12 protein-coding genes are annotated in these 16092 nt (G+C 69.7%); 8 read left to right on the top strand and 4 right to left on the bottom strand.

Going from position 1 to position 16092, the window contains the following annotated elements; translation table 11 throughout:
* Positions 1-110 precede the first annotated feature (110 nt).
* Complete coding sequence (locus tag HNR07_RS15685) at positions 111-1403, top strand: sugar ABC transporter substrate-binding protein (RefSeq protein ID WP_184365639.1); 1293 nt, start codon at positions 111-113, stop codon at positions 1401-1403.
* Between the two features lie 60 nt (positions 1404-1463).
* The gene (locus HNR07_RS15680) at positions 1464-2363 is read left to right on the top strand and encodes a carbohydrate ABC transporter permease (protein WP_184372080.1); all 900 of its coding nucleotides are present in this window, start codon (positions 1464-1466) and stop codon (positions 2361-2363) included.
* A 47-nt stretch (positions 2364-2410) separates the two neighbouring features.
* Here HNR07_RS15680 and HNR07_RS15675 read toward each other — a convergent pair whose 3' ends face one another.
* A complete protein-coding gene (locus tag HNR07_RS15675) occupies positions 2411-2707 on the bottom strand; it encodes a hypothetical protein (RefSeq protein ID WP_184365638.1) in 297 nt (98 codons plus the stop codon).
* A 142-nt stretch (positions 2708-2849) separates the two neighbouring features.
* Between HNR07_RS15675 and HNR07_RS15670 the strand changes: the two genes are divergently transcribed.
* The gene (locus tag HNR07_RS15670) at positions 2850-3776 is read left to right on the top strand and encodes a carbohydrate ABC transporter permease (protein WP_184365637.1); all 927 of its coding nucleotides are present in this window, start codon (positions 2850-2852) and stop codon (positions 3774-3776) included.
* A gap of 133 nt (positions 3777-3909) precedes the next feature.
* Here the strand turns inward: HNR07_RS15670 and HNR07_RS15665 are convergent, their stop codons facing one another.
* Complete coding sequence (locus HNR07_RS15665) at positions 3910-5490, bottom strand: long-chain-fatty-acid--CoA ligase (protein ID WP_184365636.1); 1581 nt, start codon at positions 5488-5490, stop codon at positions 3910-3912.
* Positions 5491-5766: 276 nt separating this feature from the next.
* Between HNR07_RS15665 and leuS the strand changes: the two genes are divergently transcribed.
* From leuS to HNR07_RS15650, 3 genes are all read left to right on the top strand, one after another.
* Positions 5767-8262, top strand: a complete 2496-nt coding sequence (gene leuS / locus HNR07_RS15660; protein ID WP_184365635.1) for a leucine--tRNA ligase — start codon at positions 5767-5769, stop codon at positions 8260-8262.
* 138 nt (positions 8263-8400) lie between these two features.
* Positions 8401-9048: a hypothetical protein gene (locus tag HNR07_RS15655; protein ID WP_184365634.1), complete on the top strand. Its 648-nt coding sequence runs from the start codon at positions 8401-8403 to the stop codon at positions 9046-9048.
* On the top strand, positions 9045-9731 hold the full coding sequence (locus tag HNR07_RS15650) for a hypothetical protein (RefSeq protein ID WP_184365633.1): 687 nt from the start codon (positions 9045-9047) through the stop codon (positions 9729-9731). The genes HNR07_RS15655 and HNR07_RS15650 overlap by 4 nt, the downstream gene beginning before the upstream one ends.
* Before the next feature lie 86 nt (positions 9732-9817).
* Here the strand turns inward: HNR07_RS15650 and HNR07_RS15645 are convergent, their stop codons facing one another.
* Positions 9818-10957 carry an alpha/beta hydrolase family protein gene (locus HNR07_RS15645; RefSeq protein WP_312893816.1) on the bottom strand — a complete coding sequence of 380 codons (1140 nt, stop codon included), beginning with the start codon at positions 10955-10957 and terminating at the stop codon, positions 9818-9820.
* Between the two features lie 62 nt (positions 10958-11019).
* Complete coding sequence (gene lexA, locus HNR07_RS15640) at positions 11020-11751, bottom strand: transcriptional repressor LexA (RefSeq protein ID WP_184365631.1); 732 nt, start codon at positions 11749-11751, stop codon at positions 11020-11022.
* A gap of 776 nt (positions 11752-12527) precedes the next feature.
* Here lexA and nrdR point away from each other — a divergent pair.
* Positions 12528-13034, top strand: coding sequence for a transcriptional regulator NrdR (gene nrdR, locus HNR07_RS15635; protein ID WP_184365630.1), 507 nt, complete (start codon positions 12528-12530; stop codon positions 13032-13034).
* Between the two features lie 158 nt (positions 13035-13192).
* A complete protein-coding gene (locus HNR07_RS15630; RefSeq protein WP_184365629.1) occupies positions 13193-16036 on the top strand; it encodes a vitamin B12-dependent ribonucleotide reductase in 2844 nt (947 codons plus the stop codon).
* The last annotated feature ends 56 nt before the right edge of the window (positions 16037-16092 follow it).

Genomic DNA, 16092 nt, shown 5'->3' with positions numbered 1-16092 from the left:
CCTAACAGCTCAGACACAAGTCGCAGTGGTTTACTTCACAAGCCGCCGTTCATTACGTAGGTTTCCTACCAACCCTCAGGGGACCTTCGAAAGGAACGGGAGGCGAGCCGATGGCCCGCAGACGAGCACACGAGTACGTCACCCTCCCCGCAGCCACACTGACCCTGGTGCTTGCGGCGACCGCCTGTGGGGGAGATGGCGGCGGCAACGGCGATGGGGCCACCGACACCCTCCAGGTGTGGATCATGGAGGGCACCAACCCCGACGCCTCGGACTTCTTCGACGCGGTCAACGACGCCTACACCGAGCAGACCGGCATCGACGTCGCCGTCGAGTTCGTGCCCTGGGCCGACGCCCAGGACAAGATCTCCACGGCCATCGCGGGCGGGGAGACCCCGGACGTCATCGAGCTCGGCACCACCTTCACCCCCGAATTCGCCGACGCCGGGGCCCTGCACGACCTGTCCGGCTACATCGACGACCCCTCCCGTTTCCACCAGGAGATGTACGAGATGGGCGTCATCGACGACGCCGCCTACGGCGTTCCCTGGTACGCGTCCATCCGGTCGATCATCTATCGGCAGGACCTCTTCGAGGAGCACGGACACGAGGTGCCGACCAACTGGGAGGAGCTGCGCGAGACCGCGCTCGACCTCGCCGAAGCCGAGGAGGACATGATCGGCTTCCCGGTGCCCGGCCAGGCCCAGTACTCGGTGCTGCCGTGGATCTGGGGCGGTGGCGGCGACGTCGCCGTGCAGGGGGCCGACGGCACCTGGACCTCCACCATCAACACGCCCGAGGGGCGCGCCGGGGTGGAGTTCTTCACCAACCTCTCGCTGGAGGACGGCCTGTCCACCACGGGCGCGGTCAACTGGAACGAGATCGACGTCATGGAGACGCTCGCCGACGAGCGGTCCATCATGGCCATCTCCAACAGCTCCAACCCCAAGGCCATCATCGAGTCCAACCCCGACCTCGAGGGCAAGCTCGGCGTCTTCACGCTGCCCGGCCAGAACGACGGGTACATGGACTCCTTCGCCGGCGGCTCCCTGCTGTCGGTCTTCGAGGGCACCGGCAACGAGGAGGCCGGCTGGGAGTACGTCGACCTCCTCACCAGCGGTGAGTTCTTCGACCGCTGGGGCGAGGAGAGCGGCTTCTTCCCGGCGGGTGTCGAGGAGATCCAGGCCTACGCCGACGCCGGCGACCCGCTGGTCGAGCCGTTCGCGGTCCAGCTCCTGGAGGCCGGACGCGTCACCCCGGTCGTCCCCGCCTGGTCCCAGGTCGAGGCCGAGGGCGTCATCGTCGGCATGCAGCAGGACATCCTCAACGGCAACGCGACCGTGGAGGAGGCCACCGACAGCGCCGCCGAGGCCATCGAGAACATCCTCAACGAGGGCAGTTAGTTGCGGATCGGAACACCGGTCCGGCCGCCGAACGGCGGGCGACGGGCGCCGCTCCTGGGTATGCGGGGGCGGCGCGCCCTTCTGCCCTGGGCGCTGCTCGTCCCCCCGCTCGGGGTGATCGGGCTCCTGCTGCTGTTCCCCATCGGCCGGATCGTGTGGCTGTCCTTCCGGGACTACAAGCTGCGCAACCTGGTCTCGGGCGAGTCGGACTTCATCGGCCTGGACAACTACGTCAGGCTGCTGACCGACCCGTACCTGTGGCAGATCGTCATGGTCAACACCGTGGTGTTCGCCGTGGTCGCGGTGGTCACGACGGTGGTCCTGGGCACGCTGGTCGCCCTGCTGCTGGCCAACCTCAAGCCGGTCACCCGGGTCATCGTGGTCTCGTGCATCATGGTCGCCTGGGCGATGCCCGCGGTCAGCGGCACCTACGTGTGGATCTGGATCTTCGACGTCGACCAGGGCGTGGTGGCCCAGGCCCTGAAGGCCCTGGGCGTGATCGAGCCCTCCGGTTACAACTGGTTCGCGGACCGTCTCTGGTTCTACGCGATCGTCACCCTCAACATCGTGCACAGCGGATTCCCGTTCGTGGCCATCACGGTCCTGGCCGGGCTGCTCACCGTCCCCAAGGAACTGCACGAGGCGGCGCGGATCGACGGAGCCGGGGCGTGGAAGCGCTTCTGGAACGTCACCTTCCCCACGCTGCGCCCGGTGTTCGCGGTGGTGACGGTGCTCTCCACCATCTGGGACTTCAAGGTTTTCGCGCAGATCTACCTGATGCCCGGCGGTGACGTCGGAGGATCCCAGATGCTCAACCTGGGCGTGTGGTCCTACGTGCGCTCCTTCGGCCAGAACGACTTCGGCATGGGTTCGGCCATCGCGGCCCTGCTCACGTTGCTGCTCCTGGGGATCACCATCGTGTACCTGCGCGCGCTCTTCCGCGAGGACGGGCTGAGATGAGCGGGTCACACGAGCACCGGAGCGCACGCCCGGCCGCCGCGCCGGGTTCAGAACAGGCCGGCGACCAGCCGCTCCCGCACCGCCCGCCAGTCCACCGAGGTCAGCGGACGTCGGTCCAGGTCCTCGCGGACCGCGGCCATGGTGCGCAGGTCGTACTCGCTGAGCGGGCTGCCGTCGTCGTTGGCCCGGTTGACCAGGCTGTCGACGTACACGTGCAGCCGCCGTCCGCTGGTGTCACCCACAGCGTGCCGGAGTGCGCTCTCCCGGAACCGGGCGTCGTGCGGGATCCACGCCGAGATCACCTCGGTGGGGGAGGGGGCACCAGGGTCGTTCACGCGCTCCATCACCTGTTCCCGTTGCTCACCCGGCGGATCGAGGAGGATTTTAGGGCATCGGGAAAACGCCCCGTGCGCCCTGATCTCTTCGAGCACGGCCCCGGGCCCCGGCCCGCCCCGGCGCACCGCGCCACCCACACGAGGAGGTCCGTTGGACACGCGCACCGCTGAGAGCTCCGCCGCGGCGGCCAGCTCCGCCGACGCTGCCAGGGCCGACTGGGAGGCTCGCGTCAAGGCCTCCCGGCGCCGGGGCGACACGCTCCGCTTCGGCCGCGTGGTCGCCAGGGCCGCCGGGGTGGGCGCGATCCTGCTCTTCACCCTGTTCCCCGTGTACTTCATGCTGATGAGCGCGTTCTCGGAGAGCACGACCTCGGGGGCCGGGGCGCTGCTGCCCACCTCGCTCACCTTCGACAACTTCGTGTACGTGATGACCGAGGGCAACTTCGGCACGTACCTGCGCAACTCCCTGATCGTCGCCGGAATCACGGTGCTCTTCGCGTGTGTGCTGTGCATGCTGGCGGCCGTGGCGGTGGCGCGCTTCCGGTTCAGGTTCCGCACCGCGGTGCTGGTGATGATCCTCATCGTGCAGATGGTGCCGCTCGAGGCGCTGGTCATCCCCCTGTTCATCCAGGTGCGCGACCTCCAGCTGCTCAACACCCTGATCGGGTTGAGCGTCGTCTACGTGGCGCTGTCGCTGCCCCTGGCCATCTGGATGATGCGCGGCTTCGTGGCGGCGGTCCCCAAGGAGGTCGAGGAGGCCGCCTACATCGACGGGGCCTCCTGGCCGCAGATGTTCTGGAAGGTGCTGTTCCCGCTGGTGGCCCCGGGCCTGGTGGCCACGGCGATCTTCTCGTTCATCGTGGCGTGGAACGAGTTCGTGCTGGCGATGACCTTCATGACCCAGAGCCAGAACTACACGGTGGCGGTGGGGCTGCGCCAGTTCTTCGGCCAGTACGCCAACGACTGGGGGCACGTCATGGCCGCCTCCACGATCATCACGATCCCGGTGATGGTGTTCTTCGTCCTGGTCCAGCGCTGGATGGCCGCCGGACTGGTCCAGGGCGCGGTCAAGGGCTGACCGGAGCGCCAAGGGTTGACCGGAGCGCCCAGAGGGAGGCGCAGGGGAAGCACAGGGGAACACAGGAGAAGGGGGGCCGTCCCGCCGGGACGGTCCCCCTCAGTTGTTTGCGCGACTCCCGGGCCCGTGGAGCCTAGGCGTCGCGCAGCTCGCGCTTGAGGATCTTGCCGGTGGAGGTCATCGGCAGCTCCGTGCGCAACTCGATCTGGCGCGGGTACTTGTACGCCGCCAGCTTCTCCTGGGAGTAGGCGGTGATCTCCTCCACGGTGGCCTCCACGCCGTCCTTGAGGATCACGAACGCCTTGATCTCCTCGCCGTGGCTCTCGTGCGGGACGCCCACGACCGCGGCCAGGCTGATCGCCGGGTGGGTCATCAGGACCTCCTCGACCTCACGCGGGTACACGTTGAAGCCGCCGCGGATGATCATGTCCTTGGAGCGGTCGATGATGAAGTAGAAGCCGTCGTCGTCGCGGCGGGCGATGTCGCCGGTGCGGAACCAGCCGTCCTTGAGGACCTCGGCGTTGACCTCGGGGCGGTTGTGGTAGCCCTTCATGATCAGGTGGCCTCGGATGGCGATCTCGCCGACCGGGTCGGCCTCGCCGTCCTTGACGACCTCGTTCCACTCGGGGTCGATCAGCTTCATCTCCACACCCCAGACCGGGCGGCCGATGGAGCCGGTCTTGGCACCGGACTCGGGGTTGTTGAAGGAGGCCACCGGGGAGGTCTCGGACAGGCCGTAGCCCTCCTTGATCCCCACGCCGAAGAGCTTGGTGAAATCCTCGGCGAGCTGGCCGGGCAGGGCCGAACCACCGGAGACGGCGTCGACGACGTTGCTCGCGATGGCCTCCAGGTCGTACTTGCCCGGCTCGGCGTTCTGGGCGGCGTTGAGCAGGCCCCAGTACATGGTGGGCACGCCCGCGAACCCGGTGACGCCCTCCTTCTGCATGAGCTCCAGGGCCTGGTCGCCGTCGAAGCGCGGCATGAGGATCATCGTGCCGTGGCGGTACAGGCTCGCGTTGAGCATCACCGTCTGGCCGAAGATGTGGAACAGCGGCAGGACGGTCAGGGACACGTCGCGGCCGTCGGGGTGCGGGTTGACCAGGCTGGACGCGACGACCGCGTTCATCATGAGGTTGTTGTGGCTGAGCTCGGCGCCCTTGGGCTTACCGGTCGTGCCGCTGGTGTAGATGATCACCGCGGTGTCGTCGGCGTTGGACTGCACCGTCTCGAAGGTGCCCGCCTGGCCGGCCAGCGCCGTCCAGATGGTCTCCGCGCCCTCGATCGTGGACTCGGTGGCCCCGGCCGAGGCGGGCATGTCCACGAAGATCTCGCAGGTGTCCGTCTGGTTGAAGGCCTCGAAGGCGCGCTGCCCCAGCGGGAGTTCGGGGCTGCCGGTGAAGGCGAAGAGCGCCTTGGCGCCCGAGTCCTCCAGGTGGTAGGCGATCTCGCGCGGCGTGAGCAGCACGTTCAGCGGGACGACCACGGCGCCCGCCTTGAGAGCGCCGAAGTACACGAACGGGAAGTAGGGCAGGTTGGGGCTGGCCAGCGCGACCCGGTCACCGGGCCTGATCCCCCGGGAGACCAGCAGGTTGGCGACCTGGTTGGCGATCATGTCGGTGATCGCGTAGTTGAGTCGGGTGTCCCCGAAGACCAGACACTCCTTCTCGGGCACGGATCGGGCGCCGTCCTCGAGAAGTACGGACAGATTGAACATGGGGGCCTCCCGCAGGCAAGTGAATCCAGACAGGTGCAACGAGCACGGGTGTGACCCGCGTCGCGTGTTCTGCGCCACTTTTACGGCAGAGTAACAAACCGCTTGGTCGGTGTGCAGGGGCGAGGGGCCCGTAAAACGACCGGTCCTGTTGTCACTCTCCGTGACGGTTGCCGGGTTCGGGGGTGTCTTGCATGGTGGGAAACCGGTCTTCGGTCGGGTAGCGCAGCCGCTAACCTGAAGTCAACACACCCAGACCCGGCTAAGGAACACTCAGCGATGACAGCGGTAGACGGCGACCAGACGACGGGCGACACCTACGACGCCCACGCCCTTCAGGACAAGTGGCAGGCGCGCTGGTCCGCCGAGCTTCCGTTCGAGGCGAACATGGACGCCGGGGACGAGCGCCCCCGCTCCTACATCGTCGACATGTTCTCCTACCCCTCCGGTGACCTGCACATGGGCCACGCCGAGGCCTACGCCATCGGCGACGTGATCGGCCGCTACCGCTTCCAGCGCGGCGACAACGTCCTGCACCCGGTCGGCTGGGACTCCTTCGGCCTGCCCGCCGAGAACGCGGCGATCAAGAACAACAGCCACCCCTACAAGTGGACCTACGCCAACATCGAGACGCAGGCCGCCTCGATGCGCCGCTACGGTCTGGCGCTGGACTGGTCGCACCGCCTGCACACCAGCGACCCCGAGTACTTCAAGTGGAACCAGTGGCTGTTCACCCGCTTCTTCGAGCGCGGGCTGGCCTACCGCAAGGACGGCCTGGTCAACTGGTGCCCCCAGGACCAGACCGTGCTGGCCAACGAGCAGGTCGTGCAGGGCAGGTGCGAGCGCTGCGGCGTCGACGTCGAGCGCCGCGCCCTGAACCAGTGGTACTTCAAGATCACCGACTACGCCCAGCGCCTGCTGGACGACATGGACCAGCTGGACAACGGCCGCTGGCCGGACGAGATCCTGGCCATGCAGCGCAACTGGATCGGCCGCTCCACCGGCGCCGACGTGCACTTCCGGATCGAGGGCCGCGACGAGCCGGTCACCGTCTACACGACCCGGCCCGACACCCTGTACGGGGCCACCTTCTTCGTGGTGGCGGCCGACGCCGACCTGGCCGAGGAGCTGTGCGCGCCCGAGCAGCGCGAGGCCTTCGAGACCTACCGCTCCGAGGTGTCCAAGCTGTCGGAGATCGAGCGCCAGACCACCGAGCGCCCCAAGACCGGCGTGTTCCTGGGCCGCCACGCGATCAACCCGGTCAACGGCGAGCGCATGCCCGTCTGGGCCGCCGACTACGTCCTGGCCGGTTACGGGCACGGCGCCATCATGGCGGTGCCCGCGCACGACCAGCGCGACCTGGACTTCGCCCTGGCCTTCGACCTGCCGGTGCGGGTCGTGGTCGAGACCGGCGAGGCCGACCCCGCCGAGACCGGCGTGGCCACCGCGGGCGAGGGCGTCCTGCGCGACTCCGGACCGCTGGACGGCCTGACCAAGACCGACGCCATCGACCGCATCATCGGCATCCTGGGCGAGCGCGGCACCGGCGAGGCCACGGTCAACTACCGCCTGCGCGACTGGCTGCTGTCCCGCCAGCGCTACTGGGGCACCCCGATCCCGATCATCCACTGCCCCTCCTGCGGCGAGGTCGCCGTCCCGGACGAGCAGCTGCCGGTCACCCTGCCCGACCTCAAGGGCGCCGAGCTGGCCCCCAAGGGCATCTCGCCGCTGGCCGCGGCCAAGGAGTGGGTGCAGGTGGACTGCCCCTCCTGCGGCGGTCCGGCCGAGCGCGACACCGACACCATGGACACCTTCGTGGACTCGTCCTGGTACCCGTGGCGCTACATCTCCGCGCACCTGGACACCGCCCCCTTCGACACCGAAGAGGTCAACAAGTGGGGCCCCGTCGACCACTACATCGGCGGTAAGGAGCACGCGACGCTGCACCTGCTGTACGCGCGCTTCTTCACCAAGGTCCTGCACGACATGGGCATGCTGGACTTCACCGAGCCCTTCCGCCGCCTGACCAACCAGGGCCAGGTCATCAACGAGGGCCGGGCGATGTCCAAGTCGCTGGGCAACGGCGTGGACCTGGGCAAGGAGATCGACGCCTACGGCGTGGACGCGGTCCGCCTGACCATGCTGTTCGCCTCTCCGCCCGAGGAGGACGTGGACTGGGCGGACGTGTCGGTGGTCGCCGCGCAGAAGTTCCTCAACCGCGCCTACCGGGTGATGAACGAGGCCGGTGCGGCCAGCGCCCCCGGAGTGGACTTCGCCGCCGGCGACACCGAACTGCGCCGCGTCACCCACCGCAGCATCGACCAGATCACCGCCCTGGTCGAGGACAAGCGCTTCAACGTCGCCATCGCCCGCTGCATGGAGCTGGTCTCGGCCGCCCGCAAGGCGATCGACTCCGGCCCCGGCGCCGCCGACCCGGCCGTCCGCGAGGCCGCCGAGTTCGTGGCGATCGCCCTGTCCCTGTTCGCGCCCTACGTCGCCGAGGAGGGCTGGGAGAAGCTGGGCCACACCGGCACGGTCGCCGTCGGCAACTGGCCCGAGGCGGACCCGGCGCTGCTGGTCCAGGAGTCGGTGACCTGCGTGGTGCAGGTGCAGAGCAAGGTTCGGGACAAGCTGTCCGTCTCGCCCGACATCGACCCGGCAGAGCTGGAGCGCCTGGCCCTGGCCTCGGAGAAGGCCCAGGGCTTCATCGGTGACAAGACGGTCCGCAAGGTGATCGTGCGCGCTCCCAAGCTGGTGAACATCGTCGTCGGCTGATTCGCCGGTTGATCCGTTGTGCGGGGCGGTGGTCGCGGTGGCGGCCACCGCCCCTTACCTTGGGCGTGACGACTGACTGGGAGGCGGTGCCGGGTGGGTTCTGCGACGGGTGGTGGACCCCGACCCTGGGTTCGGGCAGTGATCGTGGTTACGGCCGCGCTGGCGGTCTCCGCCGCGGCCGTGGGGGGCGGTCTGCGGCTGGCCGGGGACGACCCGGACGAGCCGCACGGCGGTGACGCGCACACCGCGGCGCCCGGCTGCGGGCTGGTGCCGGAGGAGGCGATCGCCGGGGCGTTGCCCGGGGCGGTTCTGGAATCGGCCGAGAGCGGGCCGCTGGCGGGCGGGGAGAGCACCGAATGCGTGTGGACCTCCGCTGGTCGGATCGATGGGGCAGACGGCGGCGAGGCGAACGGGAACGGGGAACAGGGTGTGCTGCGGGTGGAGCTGTCCGCGCGCTTTACCGACGCCTCCGCCGAGCCGGTCGTAACGGGCGAGGAGTTCGCCGCCCGGGCGCAGAGCGCGGTGGTTCCGATGCGCGGTGAGACCGTGGTCCTGGCGCCCGGAGCCGAGGGCGCGGACGGGGGCGGGGACGCTGCGGCGGGCGAGGGGATCGAGGCCGAGGTCTGGCGCGGCCAGGTGCCCGGCACCGCCGAACTCGCCTTCCACGAGGACAACCTGCTGGTGCGGGTCTCCTACAGCGCGATGGACGGCGACGACCCCGTGCCCTTCGACCGGGCGCGCGAGACCGTCATGGACTTCGCCGGGCAGCTCGGGGAGGCCCTGTGAGCACGCCCTACCCCGGTCCCGGCCCGGGAGGCCCCGGTCCGGGGGACCCCGGGGAGGACCCCGGGGCCACCCCGCCGCAGAGCCGCGGTCTGGCCGTCACCCTCCTGGTCCTGCTGATCGCGGTCGTGCTGGGCCTCGCGGGCTGGCTCGCCTGGTACCTGCTGGGCAACGGCGCGGAGCACGGCGACTTCGAGGCCGCGCCCGAGTGCGAGATCGGTGAGACCGAGGCCCTCGACGAACTGGTGCCCGGCTACGGGAGCGAGATCGAGGAGACCGTCGGCAGCGTCCAGGACACCTTCGGCTCCGGCTGGCAGTGCCGCTGGGCCACCCCGGAGGGTTCGGGGGAGTCCGTTCCGGCCGCCGCCACCCTCGTCCTGGTCGCCGCTCCGGTCGAGGGCGGCGAGGACACCGCCGCCGACACCCTGCGCTCCACCGCGGACGGCAACGACGCCCAGCCGGTCGACGGTCTGGGTGACGAGGCCCTGAAATGGGTCGAGGACGGAGCCTTCGAGGTCGGGTGCGTGGCCGTGCGGGTCTCCAACCTGTACGTGGAGTCCTGCTACACCGCCGCCACCGACTACGACGCCACCGGTTCGGTGGACGGCGACGTCGCCGCAGAGGACGCCGAGATCCTCGCCCGGGCCGTCGTCGAGCAGCTGCCCGCCCCCGACGAGACCGACTAGCCATCCCCTCCCAGCGGTGATCTTGCTACCAGGAGCAAGTTCGGCGCCGAACTTGCTCCTGGTAGCAAGATCACGGGGGATGAGGGCTACCAGAGGCCGTCGAGGAACTCCTCGACGGCCGGAGTGACCTCGGGGGCGAAGGGGCGGTCGGCGTCCAGCGCCGCCGCGCCCGGGGAGTCGTCGTACTCGCGCAGGATGTGGTCCACACCGGGCAGGTCCACGCGCTCGGCGCCGCTCAGGCCGGTCATCAGCCGGTCGATCTCCTCAGCGTTGACCTGGGCGTCCTCCTCGCCCCAAAGGACCAGCACCGGGGTGGTCGCGGGCAGCTCCCCGGCCAGTTCCACCGGGTCGAAGGCGTCGATCCAGGTCAGGTAGTCCTGGTTCTGCTCGGTGAAGAGCCCGGTGCTGTCGTCGCGGGGCAGCTCGGTACCCGCGCGGACCGCCGCCCGCCCCGCACGGATGTCGGAGAGCAGTTGCGCGGCGGTCACCTCGCCGACCCGGCCCTGGGCCTCGGCTGTGCGGACCTGCTCGGTCACCTGCCGGTCGATGAGGTCGAGCATGCGGGTACCGGGCGGGGCGGCCAGCACCAGTGCGGGTTCGGCGTCCAGGACCTCGTGGGCGCGCAGCGCGAACAGGGCGCCCTCGCTGTGGCCCAGGATGACGGTGCGCTCGGAGTCCACCTCGGGCTGGGCGATGAGCTCCGCGTAGGCGGCGGCCATCTGCTCGTCGTAGACCAGCGGGTCCACGTCGCGTTCCAGGGCCGCCTCCTCGGCGTCGTCCATGTCCGCCGGGTCTCCGCTGCCGAACTTGTCGTAGCGCAGCGAGGCCGCTCCCGCACCGGTGAGCACCCGGGCGAGGTTCAGGTTGGTGTCGGCCTCGGGCCGTTCAGCGCTGTTGCCGTCCCGGTCGGTGGGGCCGCTGCCGGAGATGATGAGCACGCCGGGGACCTGGCCGTCACCGGACCCGGCGGGGACGGTGAAGGTGCCGGGCACGGTGAACCCCCCGCCCTGGAAGGAGACCGTGCGCTCGTGCCCGGACGCACCGGGCAGCACGGGCCCGTCGTCGCCGTCGGTGGGGGTGCAGGCGGTGACCAGCAACGCACCGGCGGCCAGCACCGCCAGCAGCGCGGAACGGCGGCCGCAGGCGCCTGGGGCGCGGGTACCGGGACGCCCGGAAACACTGGTGGCAGGGGTACGGGAGGCGGGGGCGGAGGCAGGTGTCGACACGCCCTCAGCGTATCGGCCCGCCACCCGCCCCGGTCTCCCGGTGCGCACATGGGGTGGGGCTGTCAGACGCGGCGCATGACCGTGACGACCTTGCCGAGGATGGTGGCCTGATCCCCGTTGATCGGCTCGTAGGCGTCGTTGCGCGGCATCAGCCAGACGTGCCCGTCCTGCTCGCGGCGCAGCACCTTGACGGTCGCCTCGTCGTCCAGCATCGCCGCGACGATGTCGCCGTTCTCTGCGTCCTGCTGCTGGCGGACCACCACCAGGTCCCCGTCGGTGATGGCGGCGTCGATCATCGAGTCGCCCACCACGGTGAGCATGAACAGTCGGCCCTCGCCGACCAGCTGCCGCGGCAGCGCCAGCACGTCCTCGACCGCCTCCTCGGCCAGGATCGGACCGCCGGCGGCGATCCGTCCGACCAGCGGCACCGAGGCGGCCCGGGCGGAGTCGGCGGACAGCTCCTCCGGGGCGGCGGTCTGCGCGCCCTCCTTGCCCGGGGTGCGCAGCTCGACGGCGCGCGGCCGGTTCTGGTCCCGGTACAGGTAGCCCTTGCGCTGGAGCACCTTGAGCTGGTGCGCCACGCTGGACGGGCTGGACAGGCCGACCGAGTCACCGATCTCCCGGATGGACGGCGGGTAACCCCGTTCCCGGACGTATCGCTGGATGCAGTTCAGAACACTCTGTTGACGTGCGGTGAGTTTGGGGGGTTCGGGCGCGGTCGCGCCCGTGTCACCGACGGGCGAAAGAACGGTGGTGGGTCCGGAGCCGAGGGCTCCGGGATTCTCCTCCGGCACGGCCGGGCCTCCTCGGTGTTCGGTTCGGTCAGGGCCTGTTCGTGTGGCCAGTCACCGGCCGCGACCGCGCCGACCTGGTGGGCCACTCCGGCGGCGAAACCGGCGTGAAATCAAGGTCAACATTAGTCGTTGCACACGGTGATATCAAACAAGCGTTCGAGAACGGGCGATCGATGCTGTGCGGGGATTTCGCTTTGTGTTTTTCGGGTCTCGATTCCCGCGGCCCCCACTTATGTGTGTACACGTGTTCACCCGACGTTGTCCCCCGAATGCGCGAAGAGATCCGCGGAAGGGGCCCGGAGGTCCGCGGAGGGGACCGGTCGGGCTCTCGGGCGGCGTGCGCGCGGCGTGCGCGGGCCGGGTTCCGGTATGGGGTTCGTCTCGCCCGGGGCCGCGCCGCGACAGCCGGTCCGCGGCCCGGTGCTGGGTGGGGCGGCGGGGAAGGGAATCCGGTCGCGGGAGGGGTGTGGCGACCGGCGAGTGACGGGCCCCTTCCCCTTATCCTTGGATTCGGCGCCCGGCGCCGCACATTCCCCGCCTGTCCGCCCCCGCCTCCCCGAGTCCCGTTTCTCGCCGGTCGGCCGCCCCCGTCGGGTGTCGGGTGCGGGGACACGCCGCGGGCAGGGTTGCGGGCGTTCGTCTCGACATCTAAGTTCGACCACAACATCTGGTGTTGGAATGGGGTCTGCGGTCAAGAAGTTGTGGTTTAGTAGACACCTGGGGTTAGTGGCCCCCTAGAGTTGTCGGTCGGGTACAGGGAAGCCAGGTGAACCGGGATGCACTGTCCGTTCTGCCGTCATCCGGACACCAGGGTGATCGACAGCAGGTCCACCGACGACGGCGCGGCCATCCGGCGCCGCCGGTCCTGCCCCGTCTGCGAGCGCCGCTTCACCACGCAGGAGACCGTGCTGCTGATGGTGGCCAAGCGATCGGGGGTCACCGAACCCTTCAGCCGGACCAAGATCATCGCCGGAGTGCGCCGGGCCTGCCAGGGCCGCCCCGTCTCCGAGGACGCCCTCGCCAAGCTCGGCCAGCAGGTCGAGGAGGAGATCCGCGGCCGGGGCGTGGCCGAGGTGCCCGCCCACGAGATCGGTCTGGCCATCCTGGGCCCGATGCGCGACCTCGACGAAGTCGCCTACCTGCACTTCGCCAGCGTCTACCGGGGCTTCGAGAGCCTGGCCGACTTCGAGGCGGAGATCGCCAGCCTGCGCAAGGACCGTGAGGTCGACACCGAACCCGCGGTCGACACCGAACCCGCGGTCGACACCGCTTCCACCCGGTAGCCCGCACGGCGCCCACGCGACGCCGGGACGGCCGCCCGAAGGTGGTCGGGAGCACGGCGAAGGACACCGCCGCACCCCCGCACCACCCCGAACACACATGAACGCCCGCGCGGTCGACGCCGGTCCGCGCATGAACGTACTTTCGGGGAGACGCTGACATGACGGAAACCACGCGCGGTCCAGTGGGGCGCAAGGGTAAGGGGCCACGCAAGGGGCTCAGGATGCGGCGGGTCAACACGACCGCGGGCACGCACCCCTACGACACCCTCGAATGGGAACGCCGCGACGTCGTCATGACCAACTGGCGCGACGGCACCGTCAACTTCGAACAGCGCGGCGTGGAGTTCCCCGTCTCCTGGTCGGTGAACGCCACCCAGATCGTGGCCAGCAAGTACTTCCGCGGAGCCGTCGGCACACCTGAGCGCGAGTGGAGCCTCAAACAGCTCATCGACCGCGTCGTCGGCGTCTACACCGGGACCGGCCGCGCCCACGGCTACTTCGCCTCCGAGGAGGACGCCGAGGTCTTCGACCACGAACTCAAGTACGCCCTGGCCCACCAGCTGTTCAGCTTCAACTCCCCGGTCTGGTTCAACGTGGGGACACCGGCGAAGCAGCAGGTCAGCGCGTGTTTCATCCTCTCCGTGGACGACAACATGGAGTCGATCCTGGACTGGTACAAGGAGGAGGGGCTGATCTTCAAGGGCGGCTCCGGCGCGGGGGTGAACCTGTCGCGGATCCGTTCCAGCAAGGAGCTGCTCTCGTCCGGCGGCGCGGCTTCGGGCCCGGTCTCCTTCATGCGCGGCGCGGACGCCTCCGCCGGGACCATCAAGTCGGGCGGGGCCACCCGCCGGGCGGCCAAGATGGTCGTGCTGGACGTGGACCACCCCGACATCGAGGAGTTCGTCGAGACCAAGTCCCGCGAGGAACACAAGATCCGCGCCCTGCGCGACGCCGGGTTCGACGTGGACCTGGGCGGCGACGACATGTTCAGCGTCCAGTACCAGAACGCCAACAACTCCGTCCGCGTCTCGGACGCCTTCATGCGCGCGGTGGACGCCGGCTCGGAGTTCGGGCTGACCTCCCGCACCACCGGCGAGGTCATCGCCACCGTCGACGCCAGGGAACTCTTCCGCCGGATGGCCCAGGCCGCCTGGGAGTGCGCGGACCCGGGCATCCAGTACGACGGCACCATCCAGGACTGGCACACCAACCCCGAATCAGGACGAATCAGTGCAAGCAACCCATGCAGTGAATATCTGTCATTGGATGACTCGTCCTGCAACCTGGCCTCGGTCAACCTGCTGAAGTTCCTGCGCGAGGACGACACGTTCGACGTCGAGGGGTTCACCCGGCTCACCGAGCTGGTGATCACGGCGATGGACATCTCCATCACCTTCGCCGACTTCCCCACCGAGAAGATCGGCGAGACCACCCGCGCCTACCGCCAGCTCGGTATCGGGTACGCGAACCTGGGCGCGCTGCTCATGGCCACCGGCCACGCCTACGACTCCGAGGGCGGCCGCGCCGTGGCCGCCGCGATCACCTCGTTGATGACCGGGGCCGCCTACCGCCGCAGCGCCGAACTGGCCGGGGTGGTGGGCCCCTACGAGGGCTACCGGCGCAACGAGCAGGCCCACAAGAGGGTGATGCGCAAGCACGCTGCAGCCAACGACGACCTGCGCACCGTCGGCACCCTGGAGGAGCCCGTCCACCAGGCCGCCACCAGGGAGTGGGCGGAGTGCCTCAAACTCGGCGAACGCCACGGCTGGCGCAACGCCCAGGCCAGTCTTCTGGCCCCCACCGGGACGATCAGCTTCATGCTCGACTGCGACACGACCGGGATCGAGCCTGACTTCTCGCTGGTCAAGTACAAGAAGCTGGTCGGCGGCGGGTCCATGCAGATCGTCAACCAGGCGATCCCGCGGGCTTTGAGGAACCTCGGGTACCAGGACGAGCAGGCCGAGGCGATCGTGGAGTACGTCGCCGAGAACGGGCACGTGGTGGAGGCGCCGTCGCTGAGGCCCGAGCACTACGAGGTCTTCGACTGCGCCATGGGGCGCCGCTACATCGAGCCCATGGGACACGTGCGGATGATGGCCGCCACCCAGCCGTTCCTGTCCGGGGCGATCTCCAAGACGGTGAACGTGCCCGAGGAGGCCACGGTCGCCGACTTGGAGCACATCTACTACGAGGGCTGGCGCCTGGGGCTCAAGGCGCTGGCGGTCTACCGCGACAACTGCAAGGTGGGCCAGCCGCTGTCCACGGCCAGGAGCGAGGAGAAGGAGGAGGGCAGGGAGGAGGCCCCCGTGGTCGTCGAGGTGCCCCGGCCGGTGCGGCGCCGCCTGCCCAAGAAGCGGCCGAGCGAGACCACCTCGTTCTCCGTGGGCGGCGCCGAGGGGTACATCACCGCGGGCTCCTACCCCGACGACGGGCTCGGCGAGGTCTTCATGAAGCTCGGCAAGCAGGGCTCGACCCTGGCCGGGGTCATGGACGCCTTCTCCATCGCCATCTCCATCGCGCTCCAGTACGGGGTACCGCTGGAGACCTACGTGGAGAAGTTCACCAACATGCGCTTCGACCCGGCGGGCATGACCGACGACCCGGACATCCGCATGGCGCAGTCGGTGGTGGACTACATCTTCCGCCGCCTGGCCCTGGACCACCTGCCCTACGAGGAGCGGGCCGCCCTGGGGGTCCTGTCCGCCGCCGAGCGCGAGGCCCGTCTCAACGGCGAGGACCCGGCCCAGACCGCGGTACAGGTGGAGTCGTACGCGCAGTCCGCTGCCCCCGCCGAGGCTCCAGCGCCACCTCATCAGGAGCACTCCGAGCGGCCCGAGCACCCCGAGCGGCCCGAGCGTTCCGGCCCCCGGGCGCCGCGGGTGGCCCCGTCAGAGGGGTTCATCGCCGATGCCCCGCTGTGCGTCACCTGCGGGACCAAGATGCGGCCCTCCGGCAGCTGCTACGCCTGCGAGGGCTGCGGGGCCACCAGCGGCTGCAGCTGACCGGGAGCGGCCCAGGGGGACGGCGCTGTCGGCCGTCCCCCTTCCCGTGGGCGGAT

Source organism: Nocardiopsis metallicus (genome assembly GCF_014201115.1).
GTDB classification, from domain to species: Bacteria; Actinomycetota; Actinomycetes; order Streptosporangiales; family Streptosporangiaceae; genus Nocardiopsis; species Nocardiopsis metallicus.
This window is presented reverse-complemented; position numbering and strand designations above follow the sequence as displayed.